This window comes from Uliginosibacterium sp. sgz301328, assembly GCF_041807905.1.
Taxonomy (GTDB): domain Bacteria; phylum Pseudomonadota; class Gammaproteobacteria; order Burkholderiales; family Rhodocyclaceae; genus JBGVSA01.
This window is the reverse complement of record NZ_JBGVSA010000001.1, coordinates 109,050-130,749: the sequence shown is the minus strand read 5'-3', so window position 1 is coordinate 130,749 and position 21,700 is coordinate 109,050. Positions and strand designations below refer to the sequence as shown.

General features: G+C 61.1%; 19 protein-coding genes and 1 pseudogene. 18 read left to right on the top strand and 2 right to left on the bottom strand.

Annotated features, from left to right (window positions below; translation table 11 throughout):
• Positions 1-190: 190 nt before the first annotated feature.
• The gene (locus tag ACDA63_RS00555; RefSeq protein ID WP_373661204.1) at positions 191-1,513 is read right to left on the bottom strand and encodes a TRZ/ATZ family hydrolase; all 1,323 of its coding nucleotides are present in this window, start codon (positions 1,511-1,513) and stop codon (positions 191-193) included.
• 106 nt (positions 1,514-1,619) lie between these two features.
• On the opposite strand from ACDA63_RS00555, the gene gyrA reads away from it, so the two are divergent.
• From gyrA to argS, 8 genes and pseudogenes are all read left to right on the top strand, one after another.
• Complete coding sequence (gyrA, locus tag ACDA63_RS00550) at positions 1,620-4,211, top strand: DNA gyrase subunit A (RefSeq protein ID WP_373661203.1); 2,592 nt, start codon at positions 1,620-1,622, stop codon at positions 4,209-4,211.
• Positions 4,208-4,891 carry a DUF2059 domain-containing protein gene (locus tag ACDA63_RS00545; protein WP_373661202.1) on the top strand — a complete coding sequence of 228 codons (684 nt, stop codon included), beginning with the start codon at positions 4,208-4,210 and terminating at the stop codon, positions 4,889-4,891. Before gyrA ends, ACDA63_RS00545 begins: the two co-directional genes overlap by 4 nt.
• A 30-nt stretch (positions 4,892-4,921) precedes the next feature.
• Positions 4,922-6,034, top strand: a complete 1,113-nt coding sequence (gene serC, locus ACDA63_RS00540; protein WP_373661201.1) for a 3-phosphoserine/phosphohydroxythreonine transaminase — start codon at positions 4,922-4,924, stop codon at positions 6,032-6,034.
• Between the two features lie 4 nt (positions 6,035-6,038).
• Complete coding sequence (pheA, locus tag ACDA63_RS00535; RefSeq protein WP_373661200.1) at positions 6,039-7,103, top strand: prephenate dehydratase; 1,065 nt, start codon at positions 6,039-6,041, stop codon at positions 7,101-7,103.
• Positions 7,104-7,128: 25 nt separating this feature from the next.
• The gene (gene hisC / locus ACDA63_RS00530) at positions 7,129-8,226 is read left to right on the top strand and encodes a histidinol-phosphate transaminase (protein ID WP_373661199.1); all 1,098 of its coding nucleotides are present in this window, start codon (positions 7,129-7,131) and stop codon (positions 8,224-8,226) included.
• A 1-nt stretch (position 8,227) separates the two neighbouring features.
• Positions 8,228-9,097 carry a prephenate dehydrogenase gene (locus tag ACDA63_RS00525; RefSeq protein WP_373661198.1) on the top strand — a complete coding sequence of 290 codons (870 nt, stop codon included), beginning with the start codon at positions 8,228-8,230 and terminating at the stop codon, positions 9,095-9,097.
• 42 nt (positions 9,098-9,139) lie between these two features.
• Positions 9,140-10,432: pseudogene (gene aroA, locus ACDA63_RS00520) on the top strand (3-phosphoshikimate 1-carboxyvinyltransferase); the annotation flags it as partial.
• Positions 10,433-10,525: 93 nt separating this feature from the next.
• Positions 10,526-12,250: an arginine--tRNA ligase gene (gene argS / locus ACDA63_RS00515; RefSeq protein ID WP_373661197.1), complete on the top strand. Its 1,725-nt coding sequence runs from the start codon at positions 10,526-10,528 to the stop codon at positions 12,248-12,250.
• 291 nt (positions 12,251-12,541) lie between these two features.
• On the opposite strand, the gene ACDA63_RS00510 is transcribed toward argS, so the two are convergent.
• Positions 12,542-12,733 carry a hypothetical protein gene (locus tag ACDA63_RS00510; protein ID WP_373661382.1) on the bottom strand — a complete coding sequence of 64 codons (192 nt, stop codon included), beginning with the start codon at positions 12,731-12,733 and terminating at the stop codon, positions 12,542-12,544.
• Between ACDA63_RS00510 and ACDA63_RS00505 the strand changes: the two genes are divergently transcribed.
• The 10 genes from ACDA63_RS00505 to ACDA63_RS00460 all read left to right on the top strand — a co-directional run bounded on the left by ACDA63_RS00505 (position 12,696) and on the right by ACDA63_RS00460 (position 21,576).
• Positions 12,696-13,331 carry a polysaccharide lyase family 7 protein gene (locus ACDA63_RS00505; RefSeq protein ID WP_373661196.1) on the top strand — a complete coding sequence of 212 codons (636 nt, stop codon included), beginning with the start codon at positions 12,696-12,698 and terminating at the stop codon, positions 13,329-13,331. The genes ACDA63_RS00510 and ACDA63_RS00505 overlap by 38 nt on opposite strands.
• A 110-nt stretch (positions 13,332-13,441) precedes the next feature.
• The gene (gene cmk / locus ACDA63_RS00500; RefSeq protein ID WP_373661195.1) at positions 13,442-14,182 is read left to right on the top strand and encodes a (d)CMP kinase; all 741 of its coding nucleotides are present in this window, start codon (positions 13,442-13,444) and stop codon (positions 14,180-14,182) included.
• Between the two features lie 91 nt (positions 14,183-14,273).
• On the top strand, positions 14,274-15,992 hold the full coding sequence (gene rpsA, locus ACDA63_RS00495) for a 30S ribosomal protein S1 (protein ID WP_373661194.1): 1,719 nt from the start codon (positions 14,274-14,276) through the stop codon (positions 15,990-15,992).
• 11 nt (positions 15,993-16,003) lie between these two features.
• Complete coding sequence (locus ACDA63_RS00490) at positions 16,004-16,291, top strand: integration host factor subunit beta (RefSeq protein WP_373661193.1); 288 nt, start codon at positions 16,004-16,006, stop codon at positions 16,289-16,291.
• Between the two features lie 135 nt (positions 16,292-16,426).
• A complete protein-coding gene (locus ACDA63_RS00485) occupies positions 16,427-16,723 on the top strand; it encodes a lipopolysaccharide assembly protein LapA domain-containing protein (protein WP_373661192.1) in 297 nt (98 codons plus the stop codon).
• Between the two features lie 7 nt (positions 16,724-16,730).
• Positions 16,731-17,906, top strand: a complete 1,176-nt coding sequence (gene lapB, locus ACDA63_RS00480; RefSeq protein ID WP_373661191.1) for a lipopolysaccharide assembly protein LapB — start codon at positions 16,731-16,733, stop codon at positions 17,904-17,906.
• A 50-nt stretch (positions 17,907-17,956) separates the two neighbouring features.
• Positions 17,957-19,279, top strand: a complete 1,323-nt coding sequence (locus ACDA63_RS00475; protein ID WP_373661190.1) for a UDP-glucose/GDP-mannose dehydrogenase family protein — start codon at positions 17,957-17,959, stop codon at positions 19,277-19,279.
• 6 nt (positions 19,280-19,285) lie between these two features.
• On the top strand, positions 19,286-20,242 hold the full coding sequence (gene rfaE1, locus ACDA63_RS00470; protein WP_373661189.1) for a D-glycero-beta-D-manno-heptose-7-phosphate kinase: 957 nt from the start codon (positions 19,286-19,288) through the stop codon (positions 20,240-20,242).
• Between the two features lie 2 nt (positions 20,243-20,244).
• A complete protein-coding gene (gene rfaD / locus ACDA63_RS00465; protein WP_373661188.1) occupies positions 20,245-21,246 on the top strand; it encodes an ADP-glyceromanno-heptose 6-epimerase in 1,002 nt (333 codons plus the stop codon).
• 39 nt (positions 21,247-21,285) lie between these two features.
• Entirely contained in the window at positions 21,286-21,576 is a 291-nt protein-coding gene (locus tag ACDA63_RS00460; protein ID WP_373661187.1) for a ComEA family DNA-binding protein, read from the top strand.
• Positions 21,577-21,700: the final 124 nt, after the last annotated feature.

Below are 21,700 nucleotides of genomic sequence, written 5' to 3'. Positions count from 1 at the left end.
CTCGTAGCAAGGCTGATTGCGAACAAAAGGATAGCTCGATCCCGCTTGTGAGCCCCCCAAATCCTTAAGGCTGTCCTGAAACAGCACTTGCGGATTAAAGCCACAGCGAATGGCAATATACCCCAAACATGCCAATTTGCTATGGCCAGGCGTAACGCCCAATGCCTGATTGATTTTTGGCATGAGCTAGTCAGGCTTTCAAAGAATTTTGCCACATGCCTGAAATTCGCATCAATTCTTTGTTGTGTGGATGCAACAGCGTTCCATCTTGTACACGACGTATGCCGTCGACCCACACATCGGTGACTTCCTCGCGCCCGACAACGTAGATCAGGTGCGAGGCGGGGTCGAAGTATGGCTGGTGAAACGCATTGTTCACCGAGATAGCGCAAAGATCGGCGAATTTTCCAATTTCTATCGATCCAATTTGATCCTGGAGGCCAAGTATGTGTGCTCCGTCGAGCGTTGCCATGCGGAGCACCTGGTGAGCCGGCAGGACGGCGGCATCCCCCGTGCTGACCTTTGCCAACAGTGCCGCGTGTCGCATCTCCTGGAACATGTCGAGCCGATTGTTGCTCGCTGCGCCGTCCGTGCCCAGGCCAACATGAATGCCTGTCGCGACCATGCGTGCAACCGGAGCGATGCCGCTCGCAAGTTTCATGTTCGAGGTCGGATTGTGTGCCACGCCGACGCGCGCGTCGGCGAGTGTGCGCAGTTCGTTATCGGTCATATGCACCGCGTGGGCGATGCTCAGGTTCGGGCCAAGCAATCCTAATGCCTGCAAACGGGCTAATGGGCGTATTCCGTCACGCTGAATGGCATCGGAAATTTCGTTCGCCGTTTCATGCAAATGAATATGTATGTTGGCATCGAGTTGCTCGGCCAGATCCCGAATGCGCTCCAGGCTGGCGTCGCTCACCGTATATGGAGCGTGTGGCGCAAAGAAAAAACCAATTCGCGAACTGTCTACCCATGCGTCGCGTGCGGCCAATCCCTTACGGAGGTAGTCGTCGACGTCGGACGCATACGGCGTTGGGAAATCGATGACCGTCATGCCAACTTGCGCGCGCATGCCAAGTGCGTCATAGGCACGCGCGCTCGCGTCGGGGTAGAAGTAGAGGTCATTGACGCAGGTGATTCCGCCGCGAAGCATTTCGGCGCCGCCGAGCAGAGTCCCTTCATATACGAACGAGTCTGAGACGTGCTTGCTTTCGCGTGGCCAGATCGCTTCGCGCAGCCAGCGCATGAGCGGCAGATCGTCGGCGATTCCCCGCAGGAGGCTCATGGCCGTATGGGCATGGGTGTTGACCAGTCCTGGCATGAGCACGTGATGCGGGAGTTGGACGCGCGCCATGTCGGGGTGGCGGGCTCTGCCGATGTCGATGGCAAAGATGTCGGCGATGCGGCCTTTTTGAATGAAGATCGCGTGATTTTCGAGGATGATGCCCGCCGGTTCGATGGGGACCATCCAGCGGGCTTCGATAATGAAGTCTTCGTGTCGAGGTGTCGTCATCCGGGAGGTGTGTGTTGTCGCGCCGAGTTCAGGGCAAACGGGTTGAACTTGTCAGCATGTTACAATTTCGCACTTTTATTGCGCCACTTGCTGCCTAAGCGGACATATGAACTCATTCGCCAAGGAAACGCTGCCGATCAGTCTCGAAGACGAAATGCGCCGCTCGTACCTCGATTACGCCATGAGCGTGATCGTGGGGCGGGCGCTGCCAGACGTGCGGGATGGTCTAAAGCCGGTTCACCGTCGTGTGCTCTTTGCAATGCACGAGCTCAACAACGACTGGAATCGTGCCTACAAGAAGTCAGCGCGTATCGTCGGCGACGTCATCGGTAAGTACCACCCACACGGCGATCAGGCAGCCTACAACACCATCGTCCGCATGGCACAGGACTTCTCCCTGCGCTACATGTTGGTGGATGGGCAGGGTAACTTTGGTTCGGTCGACGGCGACGAAGCCGCGGCCATGCGTTACACCGAAATTCGCCTGGCGCGCATCGCACACGAAATGCTGGCCGATATCGACAAGGAAACCGTCGATTTCGGGCCTAACTACGATGCGTCCGAAAAAGAGCCGCTGATCCTGCCCGCGCGCATTCCGAACCTGCTCATCAATGGTAGTTCGGGCATTGCCGTGGGTCTGGCGACCAACATTCCGCCCCATAACCTGGGCGAAGTGGTCGAGGCTTGCCTGGCCATTCTGTCGAATCCCGAGACGACGGTCGATGAGCTGATCAAGCTGGTACCGGCACCGGACTTCCCGACCGCGGGTTTGATCTACGGTCTTTCGGGCGCACACGAGGGTTATCGCACCGGTCGCGGTCGCGTGATCATGCGTGCCCGCACGCACTTTGAAGATCTCGAAAAGGGTAATCGGCAATCGATCATCATCGATGAGCTGCCGTACCAGGTGAACAAGCGCAGCCTGCTCGAGAAGATTGCCGAGTTGGTGCAGGACAAGCGCATCGAGGGCATTTCGGATCTGCGCGATGAATCCGACAAGTCGGGCATGCGCGTCGTCATTGAGCTCAAACGCAACGAAATGCCCGAGGTCGTGCTGAACAACCTGTTCAAGCAGACCCAGATGCAGGATACCTTCGGCATGAACATGGTGGCGCTGGTCGATGGCAAGCCCCGCCTGCTCAATCTGAAGGACATGCTCGAATGTTTCCTGGCGCATCGCCGCGAAGTCATCACCCGTCGGACGATCTTCGAGCTGCGCAAGGCCCGCGAACGCGGTCACGTGCTGGAAGGCCTGGCGGTCGCGCTGTCGAACGTTGACGAAATCATCGCGCTGATCAAGGCTGCGCCGACGCCGTCCGAAGCCAAGCGCGAGTTGATGGACCGCGTGTGGCGTTCGCCGCTGGTCGAAGAAATGCTCGCGCGCGCGATTGCCGACTCCTATCGTCCGGAAGGTCTGTTGCCCGAATATGGATTGTCCGCACAGGGCTATCGCCTGTCGGACGTTCAGGCGCAACGCATTCTCGAGATGCAGTTGCAGCGCCTCACCAACATGGAGCAGGACAAGATCGTCGCCGAGTACCGTGAAGTGATGGACGTCATCACCGACCTGCTCGACATCCTTGCCCGCCCGGAACGCATCACCCAGATCATTTCGGATGAACTTCGCGCCATTCGCGATCAATTCGGTGATCCGCGCCGCTCCGAAGTGGTGATGAACACGGCCGACATCAACATCGAAGACCTCATCGCGCCCGAAGACATGGTTGTGACGCTGTCGCATACCGGTTACTTCAAGCGTCAGCCCCTGGCCGATTACCGTGCGCAGCGTCGTGGCGGGCGCGGCAAGCAGGCCGCAGCGGTGAAGGATGACGATTTCGTCGATCAGCTCTTCGTGGCCAACACGCACGACCACATCCTGTGCTTCTCCAACCGCGGTCGCCTGTACTGGCTGAAGGTGTTCGAAGTCCCTGAGGGCAACCGTAACTCGCGCGGCAAGCCGATCGTGAATCTCTTCCCGCTGATGGAGAACGAGAAGATCACCACCGTGTTGCCGGTCAAGGAGTTCGACGAAGGGCACTTCATCTTCATGGCGACCTCGCAGGGCACCGTGAAGAAGACTCCGCTGACGGATTTCTCGAACCCGCGCAAGGCCGGCATCATCGCCGTCGCGCTGGATGAGGGGGACTACCTCATTGGCGTGGCGATCACCGACGGCGAGTACGACGTCATGTTGTTCTCCGATGCGGGCAAGGCGGTGCGTTTCCGTGAAAGCGATGTGCGCCCGATGGGCCGGACCGCGCGCGGTGTGCGCGGCATGATGCTGGAAGACGGTCAGAGCGTACTGTCGATGCTGGTCGCGAACGGCGAATACCAAAGCGTGCTGACCGCCACCGAGAATGGCTTTGGCAAGCGTACGCCGATCGGCGAATACACGCTGCATGGCCGGGGCACGAAGGGCATGATCGCCATCCAGGCTTCCGAACGTAACGGCAAACTGGTGGGCGCGGTGCTCGTCGATCCGACCGACCAAGTCATGCTGATTTCCGACAACGGTGTGCTGATCCGCACGCCGGTGAAGGACATCCGCGAACTGGGCCGTTCGACGCAGGGCGTCACGCTGATCAACCTGGACGATGGCGCCAAGCTGTCGAGCATCGAAAAAATCATCGAGTCCGACGACGCCGACATCGATGGCGCGGAGGGCGAAGCAGGTTCTGCAGACAACGGAGAGCAATGATGCGTAAAACCCTTGCAGGCAGCATCGCGGCGATCGCCGTGACGTGTTTTGTGGCAGGCCCGGCCTTCGCCCAAGGCGGCGCGGCGGCAACGCCGTCGCCCAGTCCCGCCAAGGCGGCGCTGGCCAAGGAAATCATCGCCGTCTCGCTGCCCAAGGAGACCACGCAACGCATGCTCAACGACGTGTCGCGCGCCATGACGGCCCAGGTGGCCCAGCTCATGCCGCGCATGGTCGATGAATCGATCGAAGCCTTTACCAAGGTGCGCAATCTGACGCCCGACGAGAAAGCCAAGCTCGTAGCCGAAAAACCTGCGTTGGTGGACGATTATCGCAAGCGCATGCTGCCCGAGTTCGACAAGGGGCTGCGCGATATGTATGTGCGCCTTGATCCGGCCAAGGACATGGCCACCGCGTTCCAGGGGTGGTACGAGCAGAACTTCACTGAAGCCGAATTGCGCCAAATCCTGGCCTTCCAGAAGATGCCGGTGGCCGCCAAGTTGCGCGAGATCCAGCCCGCCTTCATGGCGCAGACGTCGCAACAGGTCATGGGGCGCATGGCCGAACAACTGCCCGCAGTCCTGAGCAAGGCCGCATCGTCGCCGGTGTTCGCCGACATCGTCGATGCGCGCCTGTGCACCGACAAAACGCCGAAGTTCTGCAATAAATCCGCCAGCAAGTAAGTCATCGAAAGCACAAGAAGGAAGCAGTCAATGAGTCGCGCATTCAATTTTTCGGCCGGCCCGGCCGTGCTGCCTGAGACCGTTCTTCAGCAGGCGGCAGCAGAAATGCTCGACTGGCACGGCAGCGGCATGTCGGTCATGGAGATGAGTCACCGTGGCCCCGAGTTCACGTCAATCATCAACAAGGCGCACGCCGATCTGCGCCATCTGCTGGCTGTGCCCGACAACTACAAGGTGCTGTTCATGCAGGGCGGGGCGATTGCCGAAAACGCCATCGTCCCACTGAATCTGTTGGGCAAGAATCCCAAGGTCGATTTTGTCGAAACGGGGTCGTGGTCGACCAAGACCATTGCCGAGACGCGCCGTTATGGCGACGTGAGCGTCGCAGCGTCGAGCTTCGACCCCTCGGCAACACAGGGCCGCTATACCTCGATTCCCGATCCGGCATCGTGGAGGCTGCGTCGGGACGCCGCATATCTGCATTTGTGCGGCAACGAAACCATCGACGGTGTCGAGTTCCACGACTGGCCCGATATGGGCAGGCTCGGGGCTCCGGAAGTGCCGCTGGCGGTCGATATGTCATCGCACATCCTGTCGCGGCCTATCGACGTGAGCAAGTTCGGGCTGATCTACGCCGGCGCACAAAAGAACATCGGCCCGGCCGGACTGACGATCGTCATCGTGCGCGAGGATCTGCTCGATCAGGCCCATGCGCTGTGCCCTTCGGCCTTTACCTACAAGACCGTCGCTGCGAACGAGTCGATGTACAACACGCCCCCTACGTATGCGATCTACATCGCAGGGCTTGTCTTCCAGTGGATCCGCAGCGAAGGCGGTGTGGCCGCTATGCACGCCCGTAATGGCGAGAAGGCCGAGATGCTGTACGAGGCCATCGACAATAGCGAACTGTATGTGAACCACGTGCGTCGCGACTGCCGTTCGTACATGAACGTACCGTTCTTCCTCACGGACGAGCGACTGAACGACGCCTTCCTGGCCGGTGCCAAGGCGCGCGGTCTGCTGCAGCTCAAGGGCCACAAGTCGGTCGGCGGCATGCGCGCTTCGATCTACAACGCCATGCCCGTGCAGGGCGTTGAAGCGCTCGTGCAATACCTGGGCGAGTTCGAGCGCGAACGAGGCTGATGTCGTGAGCGACGAACTCGCAAGATTGCGCGCCGAGATCAATCGGCTCGACGTCGAAATCCTCGAACGCCTGTCGCAGCGAGGCGAATGCGCCCGCCAGATCGGCTCGCTCAAAGAAGGCCCGCTGTATCGTGCCGAGCGCGAGGCGCAGGTAATGCGCGCCATGGCCGAAAAGAATCCCGGGCCATTCTCCGACGAGGCTGTTCAACGCATCTTCCGCGAAATCATGTCGTGGAGTCTGGCGCTCGAACAGCCGCTGAAAGTGGCCTACCTTGGCCCGCAAGGCACCTATTCGGAAGCCGCCACCGCCAAGCATTTCGGCAGCGCGCCGCAGATGCTGCCGCAACAGAGCATTGACGAAGTCTTCCATGCCGTCGAAGCCGGCGCGGTGGAGTACGGCGTCGTGCCGGTCGAGAATTCGACCGAAGGCGCGGTCGGTCGTACGCTCGACTTGCTGTTGGCTGGCAACGTGCAGGTGTCCGGCGAAGTCGGACTGCGCGTGCGCCATAACTTCATGTCGCGCGCCGACAGCATCGCCGGTGTCAAGCGGGTGTATTCGCACGCCCAGTCGCTCGGTCAATGCACGGATTGGCTGACGCGCAACGCGCCGGGCGTGGAGCGCCTGGCCGTTTCCAGCAATGCCGAGGCGGCGAGACTGGCGTCGGAGGACGTGGAATCCGCCGCCATCGCTGGCGCGACCGCGGCGGCGCACTATGGCTTGAACATCCTGGCGGCGAACATCGAGGACGACGCCAGTAACACCACGCGTTTCCTCGTCATCGGCAAGCACGATGCCGAGCCGTCGGGCCGCGACAAGACCTCACTCGTGTGTTCGGCGCCGAATCGCCCTGGCTCGGTATGCCACCTCCTGCAGTCGTTCGCCGACGAAGGAGTGAGCATGACGAAGTTCGAGTCGCGTCCGTCGCGCACGGGGCTGTGGGAATACGTGTTCTATATCGATGTTGAAGGCCACCGCGCCGATCCGCAGGTGGCCCGGTCGCTCGACGCATTGCGCGCGAGTGCGGGTTTTCTGAAGGTGCTGGGCTCTTACCCGGCGGCCGCCATTTAGCCGAGTCTTACCCCTGGAGTTGACCATGAGTGCTGCTGATCGCGCGCCGGAGTATATCCGCGCGATTTCTCCGTATGTCGCCGGCAAGCCGACCTCTGAACTGGCCCGCGAGCTGGGCCTGGAAGAGGCGAGCATCGTCAAGCTTGCATCGAACGAGAACCCGCTGGGCATGAGCCCCAAGGCGCAAGTGGCCGCGCAGGCCGCGCTCGCCGACCTGGGGCGATACCCGGACAGCAATGGTTTCGCGCTCAAGCAGGCGCTGTGCCGCAAGTACGGCGTGAAGATGGATCAACTGGTGCTGGGCAACGGGTCCAACGATCTGCTCGATCTGGCGGCGCGCGCCTTCCTCGGCCCGGGTTCTTCCGCCGTATATTCGCAGCACAGTTTCGCGGTGTACTCGATCGCCACGCTTGCCGCTGGCGCCGAGCGCATCGAAGTGCCCGCCAAGGCATATGGGCATGATCTGGCGGCCATGGCGGCAGCGATCCGCCGCGATACGCGCCTGGTGTTCATCGCCAATCCGAACAACCCGACCGGCACCTACCTGTCGCCGGGCGAGATCGAAGCCTTTCTGGAGCAATGCCCGCGAGACATCGTGGTGGTGCTCGACGAGGCATACAACGAATACATGCGCCCCGAGCAGCGCTTCAATGCACTGGCGTGGATGACGCGCTTCCCGAATCTGGTCGTGCTGCGGACCTTCTCCAAGATTTACGGGCTCGCTGGCCTGCGTATCGGCTACGCGGTCGCCAATCCGGCGGTCGCCGACCTGTTCAACCGCGTGCGCGCCCCGTTCAACGCTAACAGCGTGGCGTTGGCTGCGGCCGAGGCTGCCATCGATGACGTCGCTTTCCTCGAAGAGAGTTACCGCGTCAACCAGGAAGGCATGCGCCAGATCGAAGAGGGCGTGGCAAAGCTCGGGCTGGAAGTCATCCCGTCTTCGGCCAACTTCCTCACCATCAATGTCGGAGACGGCATGGCCGTGTTCCAGGGGTTGTTGCGCGTGGGCGTGATTGTGCGCGCCATTCCCAGCATGCCGCAGTGGATACGCGTGACGATTGGCACGCCAGCGGAAAACGCGCGCTTCCTCGAAGCGTTGGCGACCATTCTCAAGAAAGGCTGACGTGGTTTTCGATCGCGTTGTCGTCGCCGGCGTAGGTCTGATTGGTGGTTCATTCGCACTGGCGTTGAAGGCGGCCGGCGTGGCGCGCCACATCGTGGGCGTCGGCCGGCGCAAGGAAACGCTGGACGAAGCGCTGGCGCTCGGCATCATCGACGAAGCTTCGGTGGACTGGGCGTCCGCGCTGCGCGGGGCGGATTTCCTCTTGCTGGCGATGCCCGTCGGCCAGATGGAGAACGTCATGGCGGCTGCGGCTCCGCACCTTGAGCCGCATACCATCGTCACGGATGCGGGTAGTACCAAGAGTGATGTGGTCGACGCGATTTACCGGTACTTCGGGAGTCGGCTCGCCAATGTGGTGCCGTCGCATCCGATCGCGGGCGCAGAGAAGAGCGGCCCCTCGGCGGCTCGCGTGGATCTGTTCCGCCACCGCAAGGTAGTGGTGACGCCGCTGGAGCAGAACGCTCCACACGCGATAGAGGCGGTTCGCGCAGCCTGGGCGGCTTGTGGTGCGGAATTGCACCAGATGACGCCCGCCGAACACGACGGCGTGTTCGCCGCCGTAAGCCATTTGCCGCATCTACTGGCCTTCGGGTTGGTGGACGATCTTGCGCGTCGCCCGAATGCGGAGCAGCTTTTCGACTACGCCGCCTCGGGTTTTCGCGACTTCACCCGCATTGCGGGGAGTCATCCGGAGATGTGGCGCGACATCTGCGTAGCCAATCGAATGGCACTGCTCAAAGAACTCGATGCCTACGTGGCCGAACTCGCCCGCCTGCGCGAACTGCTCGACGCAGGGGACGGTGCGGGCCTGGAGAAAATCTTTGCCTGCGCACGCGAAGCCCGCACGGCGTGGGGCGAACGCCGTGGTTGAGCGGGCCTTGGCCTGCGAACCCCGAACCAAGACATGAACACGATGGAATATATCGACCTTCCCCCGCTGAGTCGCGCGCAAGGCAGCGTTCGCCTGCCAGGCTCCAAGAGTATTTCGAATCGCACGCTATTGCTGGCAGCGCTGGCCAGCGGCACAACGCGCATTGAAGATCTACTGTCCTCGGACGACACCGACCGCATGCTCGAGGCGTTGCGTGCACTGGGCGTCGCCTGGACCAAGACCGGTGAGCGCAGCTATGAGGTCACTGGCATCGGCGGCGCCGACGCCTTCCCGGTGAAGGCCGCTGATCTCTTTCTCGGCAATGCCGGCACGGCATTCCGGCCTTTGACCGCCGCACTCGCTCTGGCCAACGGTCATTACCGCTTGTCTGGCGTGCCGCGCATGCATGAGCGTCCGATCGGCGACCTGGTCGACGCTTTGCGCCAGCTCGGCGCCGATGTCAGGTACCTGGGCAGCGAAGGCTTTCCGCCGCTGGAGATCAAGCCTGCCAGCATCGTTGCGGGCGGTGTGGTCAAGGTCAAAGGCAATGTCTCGAGCCAGTTCCTGACAGCGCTCCTCATGGCGCTTCCAACCACCGGCGTGGAAACCACCATCGAAGTCGTCGGCGAGCTCATTTCCAAGCCTTATATCGACATCACGCTCAAGCTGATGGCGCAATTCGGGGTCGTCGTGCGTCGCGAAGGCTGGCAGCGCTTCATCGTGCCGGGCAGCGCATCGTATCGGTCTCCGGGCGTGGTCTACGTTGAAGGGGATGCCTCTTCTGCGTCGTACTTCCTTGCGGCTGGCGCCATTGGCGGAGGCCCCGTGCGTGTGGAGGGCGTGGGACGCGACAGCATTCAGGGCGACGTGCAGTTTGCGCAGGCGTTGTCGGCCATTGGTGCGCAGATCGACCTGGGCGACAACTGGATCGAAGCGCGCCTGCCCGAGGGCGGCAAGCTGCGCGCATTCGACATGGACTTCAATCACATTCCTGACGCTGCGATGACCTTGGCCGTAGCGGCCCTGTTCTGCGACGGCCCGTGCCGTTTGACCAACATTGGTAGTTGGCGCGTAAAGGAAACCGACCGCATCGCGGCCATGGCGAACGAGTTGCGCAAGGTTGGCGCGGCGGTGGAAGAGGGCGACGATTGGTTGCGCGTGACGGCGCCGGAAAAGCTCACGCCCAACGCAGCCATCGACACCTACGACGATCACCGCATGGCGATGTGCTTCTCGTTGGTGGCGCTCGGCGGTGTGCCGGTGCGGATCAACGATCCCCGCTGCACGGCGAAGACCTTTCCTGAATATTTCGACGTTTTCGCGTCGGTAACGAAGTAGCGCTTTTCATATTTGCGGGCAGGGGCGGCGGACGTGGGCCCCGATGTGCGGCGCCGGCGGCGACGATACATTTGCCCTGGAATCACAACAATGACCCAGACTCTTCTCGAACTGATCGACACGCGCGTGAGCGCGGCTCTGGCGGCAGCCGGTTGCGAAGGCGCGGCCGCCATCGTGCAACCGGCGGCGCGCCCGGAATTTGGCGACTACCAGGCCAATGGCGTCATGGCGGCAGCCAAGGCGCGCAAGATGAATCCGCGCGAACTGGCGCAATCTGTGATCGACAAGCTTGATCTGGCTGGCATCGCCAGCAAGGTTGATATCGCAGGCCCCGGCTTCATCAACATCACCTTGTCGCCGGAATTCCTGGCCGAGCGCGCGAACACCGCGTTGTCGCGTGCGGATCTCGCTGTGCCGCATCCCGCGCGCCAGCATGTGGTGGTCGACTATTCGTCGCCCAACCTTGCCAAGGAAATGCACGTCGGCCACCTGCGCTCGACCATCATCGGCGACGCGATCGCGCGCGTATTGCGCTTCCTGGGGCACGACGTCATCGCCCAGAACCACGTCGGCGACTGGGGTACGCAGTTCGGCATGCTCACGGCATACATGATCGAGACCTCGGCGGCAGGCGATGCGGAGCTGGCCTTGTCGGATCTGGAAGGCTTCTACCGCAATGCCAAGCAACGTTTCGACGAAGACCCCGCATTTGCGGAGAAGTCCCGTGAATACGTGGTCAAGCTGCAGGGCGGGGACACCGAGGTCAACGCGCTGTGGAGGCGCTTCCTCGATGTATCGCTTCATCACTGCGAAGCGGTCTACGAAAGGCTCGGCGTCGGTCTGACACGTGCTGACGTGCGCGGCGAGAGTGCCTACAACGACGATCTGCCGGTCGTGGTCGCCGATCTGCAGGCCAAGGGGCTGGCAGTGGAAAGCGATGGCGCGCAGGTCGTCTTCCTCGAGGAGTTCAAGAACAAGGAAGGGCAGCCGCAGGCCTATATCGTGCGCAAGCAGGATGGCGGCTATCTCTACGCGACGACCGACCTTGCAGCGGTGCGCTACCGCGTCGGCACACTCCACGCAGACCGCGTGTTGTATGTGGTGGATGCGCGTCAGGGTCTGCACTTCCAGCAGTTGTTCACGGTCTGCCGCAAGGCAGGTTATGCGTCCGACGCCGTGCAGTTGCAGCACGTTGGTTTCGGCGTGATGCTGGGTGATGACGGCAAACCCTTCAAGACCCGCAGCGGCGGCACGGTCAAGCTGGCCGATCTGCTGGTCGAAGCAGATGAGCGTGCTTTCGCTCTGGTGAGCGAATTGAACGCCGATCTGCCCGAGGACGAGCGCCGCAAGATCGCCCACGCAGTTGGCATCGGCGCGGTGAAATACGCTGATCTGTCGAAGAATCGCACCAGCGATTACACCTTTGACTGGGACACCATGCTGGCCATGCAGGGCAACACGGCGCCGTATCTGCAATATGCCTATGCGCGGATCAGCAGCGTGTTTCGCAAGGCAGGGCAGTGGGATGCTGCCGCGGCGATCGTACTGAATGAGCCGGCTGAACGCATGCTGGCCCTGGAGCTGGCACGGTTCGCCGATACGGTCCATGCCGTGGCGCGCGAAGCATCGCCGCACTTCCTCTGTGCTTATCTGTACGAACTGGCCGGGCAGTTCATGCGTTTCTACGAGACCTGTCCGGTGCTCAAGAGCGAGGGGGCTACCCAAGCGAGCCGGCTGCAACTCTGTCGCCTGACGGCCAATACCCTCAAGACCGGCCTCGGTCTGCTCGGAATCGACGTTCTCGAGTCGATGTAATCCCGGCGCGGCGCCCCGGCAATACATGGGCGCCGCGCATCTTCGAAATTTCCGTTTTTTTCCAAAAACACCCCCTCGCGGCAGTCGGAGGCGCTGTGTATCGTTGCATCGGCGCCGCATGGCGGATGCCATATAACGAGATGCGAGGGGATGGGTCGTGGAAAAGCAGTGCGGGTGGTACGCGGTAGCGTTATGTGTGACGTTGGCTGCATGCGGCGGGGGGGGCGGGAGCGATAACGGTTCGCCCGCGTCCAGTAGCTCGAGTTCGAAGTCGTCGGCGGCTTCCAGCGCTCAGTCGAGTAGCACATCCAGTAGCGCAGGTTCGTCGAGCAGCGCAGCTTCAAGCAGTGCCGGATCGTCGTCGAGCAGCCAATCGTCCGCGGCATCACTTGATCCGAGCGCGGCTCCCGGCAAGAACTTCGACCTGAGCCACTGGAAGCTCCAGTTGCCGGACGCGGCGACGACCGAAATCTCCTCGGCCAACCTCGGCGCGGGCTATACCAGTCAGTATTTCTATACCGATACGGATGGCGCCATGACGTTCTGGGCGCCCACCACTGGGGGGACAACCGCCAACAGCAGCTATCCGCGTTCGGAACTGCGTGAAATGCTCGATCCGGGCAACTCCAAGGTCAATTGGGGCTGGCAGGGTACGCACGTCATGAAGCTCTCGGGCAAGACAGTGCAGTTACCGTCGAGCGGCAAAATCATCGTGGCGCAGATCCACGGCATCATGGACGACGGCACCAACGCTCCGCCGCTGGTCAAGGCCGTATTCCAGGATGGGCAGCTTGACATGCAGGTCAAACAGAATTCCGACGGCACCGGCTCGGATGTCCATAATTACTTTACTGGCATCAGGCTGGGCGACCTGTACACGATGGAGATCCGCGTGACCGACGGGGTCGCCTTTGTCACCGTGAACGGCGACACGCGCAGCGTGGATTTTGTCGGCAAGGACGCCGGCTGGAAGAATCTGAAGTACTACTTCAAGGCCGGTAATTACGTGCAGGACAACTCGCCCACGGGCGGCAGCGCAATCGCCAAGTTATACTCGCTGACGGTGTCCCACAGTAACTGATGCCCGGGTTCGCGCGTTGCCTGGTTGGACGTATACTTGCGCAGCGCAACACCCAAGGCAGCCTTCTACGAGGCGAAAAACAAGGCCGGTCAGTTTGACCGGCCTTTTGCATGTGGCCGGCCGGTGCTTGCAGCCTATTGAAACAACAAGGAATTCCGATGATGCAGCAAGCCCCGGTCATTGCCATCGACGGGCCTACCGCGTCCGGCAAGGGGACGGTCGCCGCCCTCGTTGCCGAAGCGCTCGGCTGGCATTTGCTTGATTCAGGCGCGATTTACCGCGTGTTGGCCTGGGCTGCGCTGACGCGCGGCGTGGCTGTCGACGACGGCCCGGCGCTGTGCCGGTTGGCGGCCGCGCTCGATATCCGTTTCCTGCCGGGCAGTCGCGTCATGCTCGATGGTGGCGAGGTCACCGAGGATCTGCGTCGAGAGGAAACCGGCAACGCGGCCTCGCGCTTGGCTTCCTTGCCCGACGTGCGCGAAGCGCTGCTGCAACGCCAGCGCGACTTCCGGCAGGCCCCCGGATTGGTGGCCGATGGACGAGACATGGCGTCCGTCGTGTTTCCCGATGCGTTCCTCAAGATATTCCTCACGGCGAGCGTCGAGGCGCGGGCGGAGAGGCGATATAAGCAGTTGATCGACAAGGGAATGTCGGCTAACATTGAGCGTCTTTCGGCTGACCTCCGAGAACGTGATGCGCGTGACATGTCCCGCGCCGTTGCGCCCTTGAAGCAAGCCGAAGACGCGCTTCTGCTGGATACAACCGCCCGTAGCATCGAACAAGCAGTTCAGTTCGTCCTCATGCACGCCACGCAGCGTTTGCACCATCCCGGGGAGTCGCGCCAGGTCTGAGCGGGTTCGTGCCCGCGTCAGGTATTGCAACATTTGTTGCGCAATTAACCTCGATGCCGATGCATGACGGCATCCGATGCATCACTTTTCTATGTCAACCTCTACTGAACTCCAACAAGACTCGATGGAAAGCTTTGCCGCGCTCTTCGAAGAAAGCCTTTCGCGTCAGGAAATGCGCGCCGGCGAAGTCATCACCGCTGAAGTGGTCCGTATCGACCAGAACTTCGTGGTGGTCAACGCGGGTCTGAAATCCGAAAGCTACATCCCGGTCGACGAATTCCGTAACGACCGCGGCGAAATCGAAGTGACCCCGGGCGACTACGTCCAGGTCGCCATCGAAGCGCTGGAAGATGGCTTCGGCGAAACCCGTCTGTCGCGCGACAAGGCCAAGCGCATCGCCGCCTGGAACTTCCTCGATCAGGCACTGAACGAATCCACCCTGGTCAAGGGTGTGGTCACCGGCAAGGTCAAGGGCGGTCTGACCGTCATGACCCACGGCATCCGCGCGTTCCTGCCGGGTTCGCTCGTTGACATGCGTCCGGTCAAGGACACCACGCCGTACGAAGGCAAGGAATTCGAATTCAAGGTCATCAAGCTGGATCGCAAGCGCAACAACGTCGTCGTGTCGCGTCGCGCCGTGCTTGAAGTGACCATGGGCGAAGAGCGCCAGAAGCTGCTCGAAACCCTGCAGGAAGGTACCGTCGTCAAGGGTATCGTCAAGAACATCACCGACTACGGTGCGTTCGTCGACCTGGGCGGCATCGATGGCCTTCTGCACATCACCGACCTGGCCTGGCGCCGTGTCCGTCACCCGTCCGAAGTGCTGGCCGTGGGCGACGAAGTCACCGCCAAGGTGCTCAAGTTCGATCAGGAAAAGAACCGCGTCTCGCTGGGCATGAAGCAACTCGGCGAAGATCCGTGGGTCGGCATCTCGCGCCGTTACCCGTCTGGCACGCGCCTGTTCGGCAAGGTCACCAACATCACCGACTACGGTGCGTTCGTTGAAGTCGAACAAGGCATCGAAGGTCTGGTGCACGTGTCCGAAATGGACTGGACCAACAAGAACATCCACCCGACCAAGGTTGTCCAGCTGGGCGACGAAGTCGAAGTGATGATCCTGGAAATCGACGAAGACCGTCGCCGTATCTCCCTGGGCATGAAGCAGTGCATGCCGAACCCGTGGGAAGAGTTCAGCCAGAACCACAAGAAGGGCGACCGTGTGAAGGGCGCGATCAAGTCGATCACCGACTTCGGCGTGTTCATCGGCCTGCCGGGTGGTATCGACGGTCTGGTGCACCTGTCCGACCTGTCGTGGTCCCTGCCGGGCGAAGAGGCGATCCGCAACTTCAAGAAGGGCGATGAGCTGGAAGCCGTAGTGCTGGCCATCGACGTCGAGAAGGAGCGCATTTCGCTGGGCGTCAAGCAGCTGGATGGAGATCCGTTCACCTCGTACGTGGCAACCCACGACAAGAACAGCCTGGTCAAGGGCTCCGTCAAGTCGGTTGACGCCAAGGGCGCTGTGATCGACCTGGGTGGTGACGTTGAAGGCTACCTGCGCGTTTCCGAGTTCTCGCGCGACCGCATCGAAGACCTGACCTCCGTCCTGAAGGCTGGTGAATCGCTCGAAGCGATGATCGTCAACGTCGATCGCAAGTCGCGCACGATCAACCTGTCCGTGAAGGCCAAGGATCAGGCTGAGCAAAGCGACGCACTGTCGAAGCTGGCGGCTGATGCTGGCAACGCTGCGAGCGGCACCACCAACCTGGGTGCGCTGCTCAAGGCCAAGCTGAACAACGCGCAACAACAGTAATTCGGCGCCTCATGACCAAGTCGGAGCTCATCGAGCAGCTGACTGCGCGATTCCCGCAGTTGGGTGTAAAAGATGCTGATTACGCGGTGAAGGTCGTTCTCGACGAGATGGCGGCGTGCCTTGCGCGCGGCCATCGGATCGAGATCCGCGGGTTTGGCAGCTTTGCGCTCAACTATCGGCCACCGCGTGTGGGCCGCAATCCCAAGTCGGGTGACAAGGTCATGGTCCCCGAAAAATACGTTCCGCATTTCAAGGCGGGCAAGGAATTGCGGGAGCGCGTGGACGGCGTGCAACGCTGAATTCAAGCGCCACAAGGCAATAGGTAAAAGCGGTCATCCCATGGCCGCTTTTTTTTTTGCGCTGCGACGTCCCTGAGGGCATCTTTCCGATGGGCGAGTTTGAAGCGGCGCCCGAATGAAGGATAATCGCGCGTTATGAAATTGATCGTCTGGATCTTCCGTATCGTGCTGTTCCTGCTGCTGCTGGCATTCGCCATCAAGAATGACAGCGTGGTGGCCGTGCGCGTTTTCTTTGGCAGTGAGTGGATGGTTCCGCTCATCGTTGTCATGCTGGTCATGTTTGCGGGTGGTGTCCTGTTGGGCGCCACTGCCACCGTGGCGACGCTGTTTTCGCAGCGTCGTGAGATTCGTCGCCTGCGCCGAGCGTCGGTGACCGAATCAACCACCAATCGTCCTCGCACGGTCAGTGCGGACATTCCCGAAGCATTCTGAAAAATCTATGGACTTTGAGCTGTGGTGGCTGCTTTCCTGGCCGCTGTTTTTTCTGCTTGGCTGGCTGGCAGCGCGTATCGATATCAAGCATCTGGTACGCGAATCGTCGACCTTGCCGCGTTCAACTTTAACGGGTCTGAATTTTCTCCTCAACGAGCAGCCGGACAAGGCAATCGACGCGTTTCTGGAGGCGGTGCAGATCGATCCACAGACGATCGAGCTGCATTTTGCTCTGGGCAGCCTGTTTCGCCGGCGCGGAGAAGTGGATCGTGCGATCCGCATTCACCAAAGCCTCATCGATCGCGAGGATCTGACCGAAGAACAGCGTCTGCAGGCCCTCGATGAGTTGGGGCAGGACTTCCTCAAGGCGGGGCTGCTGGACCGCGCCGAGAACATCTATCGTCAGCTTCGCGATACGCCTCGCCAGCAGGTGGCGCTCAAAGCGTTGCTGGAAATCTACCAGCAGGAAAAGAACTGGACGGAAGCGATCGAAACGGCCAAGCGTTTGCCTGATCGCGACAGTCATTTGTGGGAGCAGGAAGTCGCCAACTTCCATTGCGAACTGGCTGCCGTCGAATTCAGCCGCGGCCAGTACGACAAGGCTTGGCAACACACGCTGGACGCTTTCTCTGTCAATCGCAAGTGTGTCCGTGCCGCAATCCAGCAGGGGGATATTCTCGCTGCCCAAGGGCGCGACGACGACGCTCTCGAAGCCTGGCAGAGTATCGAGCGCCTGGATCCGAGCTATCTTGCCTTGGTGGCCGAGCGCATGATGGATGCCTTCCGCCGCACGCACAATGAGGCGCGAGGCATCCAGTTGCTGCGTTCGTATCTGTCGCAATATCCCTCGCTCGATTTGCTGGAAGCTGTTTTTCAGTGGGAAATCGAGAAACAGGGCGCCGAAGCTGCCTACGCGCTGGTGCGCGACGAACTGCGCCGCAATCCGACCATCCTCGGCCTGGACAAGCTGCTTGAAGCGGCCATTCTCACGGCGCCGCCGGACAAGCGTCACGACGTTGAAATGGTGCGCGGCATGATTCACGGGCATACGCGCCGCGTCGCCCGCTATCGCTGCAATGAATGCGGCTTCAAGGCGCGCCAGTTCTATTGGCGTTGCCCGGCCTGCGGTGGGTGGGAGACCTATCCGCCGCGCCGCACGGAAGAATTCGATCTGGAAAAGTGATGTAGACGGCCCGGCCGTTTGCCGTCACGACAAACACGAAAGACAGCATCATGAAAATCACAGTCATTGGCACCGGGTATGTCGGCCTCGTTTCAGGCGCTTGCCTGTCGGAAGTGGGCAACGATGTGCTGTGCCTGGATGTCGATCCGCGGAAGATCGAGATCCTGGAAAGCGGAGATATCCCCATCTACGAACCGGGGCTGCTCGAAATGGTTCGCCGCAATGTGGCAGCGGGGCGGCTGAAGTTCACGACCAGCATCGAGCGCGCCGTCGACCACGGCACCATCCAATTCATCGCCGTTGGTACGCCGCCGGACGAAGACGGCTCGGCGGACTTGCAATACGTGTTGGCTGCAGCGCGCAACATCGGCAAGTCGATGACCGACTACAAGGTCATCGTCGACAAATCGACTGTGCCGGTCGGTACGGCCGATAAGGTGCGCACCGCCATCGCCGAAGAACTGGCCGCACGCGGCGTCGAAGTGCCGTACAGCGTGGTGTCGAATCCAGAGTTCCTCAAGGAGGGCGCCGCGGTCGAAGACTTCATGCGCCCGGATCGCATCATCGTCGGCGCGGAAGACGAACAGGCCATTCATCTGATGCGCGCGCTGTATGCGCCATTCCAGCGCAACCACGAGCGCGTGATCGTCATGGACGTGCGTTCGGCCGAGCTGACCAAGTACGCGGCGAATGCCATGCTCGCGACCCGGATCTCGTTCATGAACGAGATGGCCTTGCTGGCGGAGCGCCTCGGCGCCGATATCGAGCAGGTTCGCCAGGGTATCGGCTCCGACCCTCGTATCGGTTATCACTTCCTGTATGCCGGTTGCGGATACGGCGGTTCGTGCTTCCCGAAAGACGTGCAGGCGTTGATCCGCACCGCGAACGACGCGGGGCAGGGGCTCAAGGTGCTGCAGGCGGTCGAAGATGCCAACGAAACCCAGAAACGGGTGTTGGTCGATAAGGTCGTCGCGCGCTTTGGCGAGAACCTCGCCGGCCGTCGCTTTGCCCTGTGGGGTCTGGCCTTCAAGCCCAACACCGACGACATGCGGGAGGCGCCTTCGCGTGCCATCGTGGCTGAACTGTTTGCCCGTGGTGCAACCGTAGCCGCCTATGACCCGGTCGCCATGCATGAAGCGCAGCGCGTGTTCGGCGACGACGAGCGCCTGACGTACGTCGATCAGCCGATGGCTGCGGTCGACGGTGCCGACGCGCTGCTCATCGTCACCGAGTGGAAGGAGTTCCGCAGCCCCGATTTCGATGCGATCAAAACCAAGCTCAAAGAGCCGGTGATCTTTGATGGGCGCAACATGTTCTCGCCGGCACTGCCGCGTCAAGCCGGCATCGAATACCACGGCATCGGCCGGAAATAGGATTCCATGAACTCGCTGAATCTCCCTCCCATTCCCGATACGCGCTCTGCGCGCGTGCTGGTCGTCGGTGACGTGATGCTGGACCGCTACTGGTTCGGCGACGTCAGTCGGATTTCGCCTGAAGCCCCTGTGCCGGTGGTCAACGTGCAGCGGACTGAAGAGCGCCCCGGCGGCGCGGCCAACGTGGCACGCAATGCGGCTGCGTTGGCGGCCCAGGCGTCGTTGTTGTCCGTCGTCGGCAAAGACGAGGCCGCTGAGGCGTTGAACCGGTTGCTCGAGGCTGATGGTGTCAGGACGAGCCTGCACGGCGATGCCGCGCTGTCGACAACCATCAAGTTGCGCGTGCTGGGACGCCAACAGCAATTGCTGCGTATCGATTTCGAAAACACACCGACGCGCGAAGTGCTGGGCAACAAGCTCGAGGAGTTCCGCAAGCTTGTCAATGAGCACGACGTCGTCGTGCTGTCGGATTATGGCAAGGGTGGGTTGTTCCACATCCAGGAAATGATCCGGCTGGCCCGCGATGCCGGCAAGACCGTGCTGGTCGATCCAAAGGGGGACGACTACGACCGTTATCGCGGCGCCAGCTTGCTGACGCCGAATCGTTCGGAACTGCAGCAAGTGGTTGGCAAATGGCGCGACGAAGCCGATCTGGCTGCGCGCGCTCAAGCGCTCCGCAGTCGCCTTGCGCTCGATGCGCTGCTGGTCACGCGCTCGGAAGAGGGCATGACGTTGTTCCGGGCAGATGGTGCCGTGCACGAAGGCACGCGCGCCCGTGAGGTGTTTGATGTATCCGGCGCGGGCGACACCGTCATCGCCACCTTTGCCGTCATGCTCGCCGCAGGGGCGGACCTCGTTTCGGCCATGCGCCTGTCGAACCATGCTGCTGGCATTGTCGTCGGCAAGCTTGGTACGGCCACAGTTACGCTTGATGAGCTGCAACGCAGCGCCACGGAGAATTGATCATGTCTCGTTATTACATCGTGACCGGCGCGGCCGGCCTCATTGGCTCGAATATCGTTGCAGGGCTCAATGCCAAGGGCATTACCAACGTCATCGCCGTCGATAACCTGACGCGGGGCGACAAGTACCGCAACCTGCTGGGTTGCGAGATCGAGGATTACCTCGACAAGACCGAATTCCTTGAAGCCATCGAGGCCGGCGAGTTCGATGGTGGGGTCGAAGCCATCCTGCACCAGGGCGCCTGTTCCGACACCATGGAGCACAACGGTCAATACATGATGAGTAACAACTACCGTTACTCGCTGACATTGCTCGATTTTTGCGTCGATCAGCAGATCCCGCTGCTGTATGCCTCGTCCGCGGCAACCTACGGCGGTAGCAGCGTTTTCAAGGAAGACCCGGCTTACGAGCGCCCGCTCAACGTGTACGGTTACTCCAAGCTGCTGTTCGATCAGGTGGTGCGTCGCAACCTGGCTGACCTTTCGTCGCAGGTGGTTGGTTTCCGCTACTTCAACGTGTATGGCCCCAACGAACAGCACAAGGGGCGCATGGCGTCGGTCGCGTTCCACTTCTTCAACCAGTTCCAGGCCGACGGGCGCGTCAAGCTTTTTTCGGGCGCCGACGGATATGGCAACGGCGAACAGATGCGCGACTTCATCTACGTAGACGACGTCGTCAGCGCAAACCTGTATTTCCTTGAGCATGGCGAGCGATCCGGCATCTTCAATCTGGGCACGGGCCGTGCCCAGACTTTCAACGATGTGGCTGTTGCGACCGTCAATGCCTGCCGCCAGGCAAAGGGCGAGGGTGCGCTCACGCTGGAGCAGTTGCAGTCGCAGGGGATCATCGAGTACATCCCGTTCCCGGACGCACTCAAGGGCAAGTATCAGAGCTTCACGCAGGCTGATGTCTCGGCTCTGCGCGGTGCTGGATATGACAAACCGTTTTACGATGTGTCAACGGGGGTTTCGGCCTACTGCGCTAAGTTGCTTGAGCGCAGTTGATTTATTCAATGCGCATATTTATTCCACATAGGAGGAGATATGCTGAAAAGGCTGATTGTCGCTGCTGTAACCTTGTTTGCCAGCGTTTCGATGGCGCTGGCGGCAGTCAACATCAATACCGCGTCGGAAAGTGAATTGTCCACGTTGCCGGGCATTGGCCCGGCAAAGGCCAAGGCGATCGTCGACTATCGCAAGGCCAATGGCGGGTTCAAGGCAGTGGAAGACATTCAGAAGGTGAAGGGTATCGGTCCGTCGACCTTCGAAAAGCTCAAGCCGCAATTGACGGTGAGTGCCGCTCCCGCCAGCAAGGCCCCGGCAGCGAAGAAATAAACCGTCCGTGCGCCATACGGGCGAATCAAAGGCGCTTGGCCCCATGGCCGGGCGCCTTTTTTGTCGACGTTATGCCCTCATGCCCAGCAGAGGGCCGCACAGGTGGCGGGCAATCGGGTATATT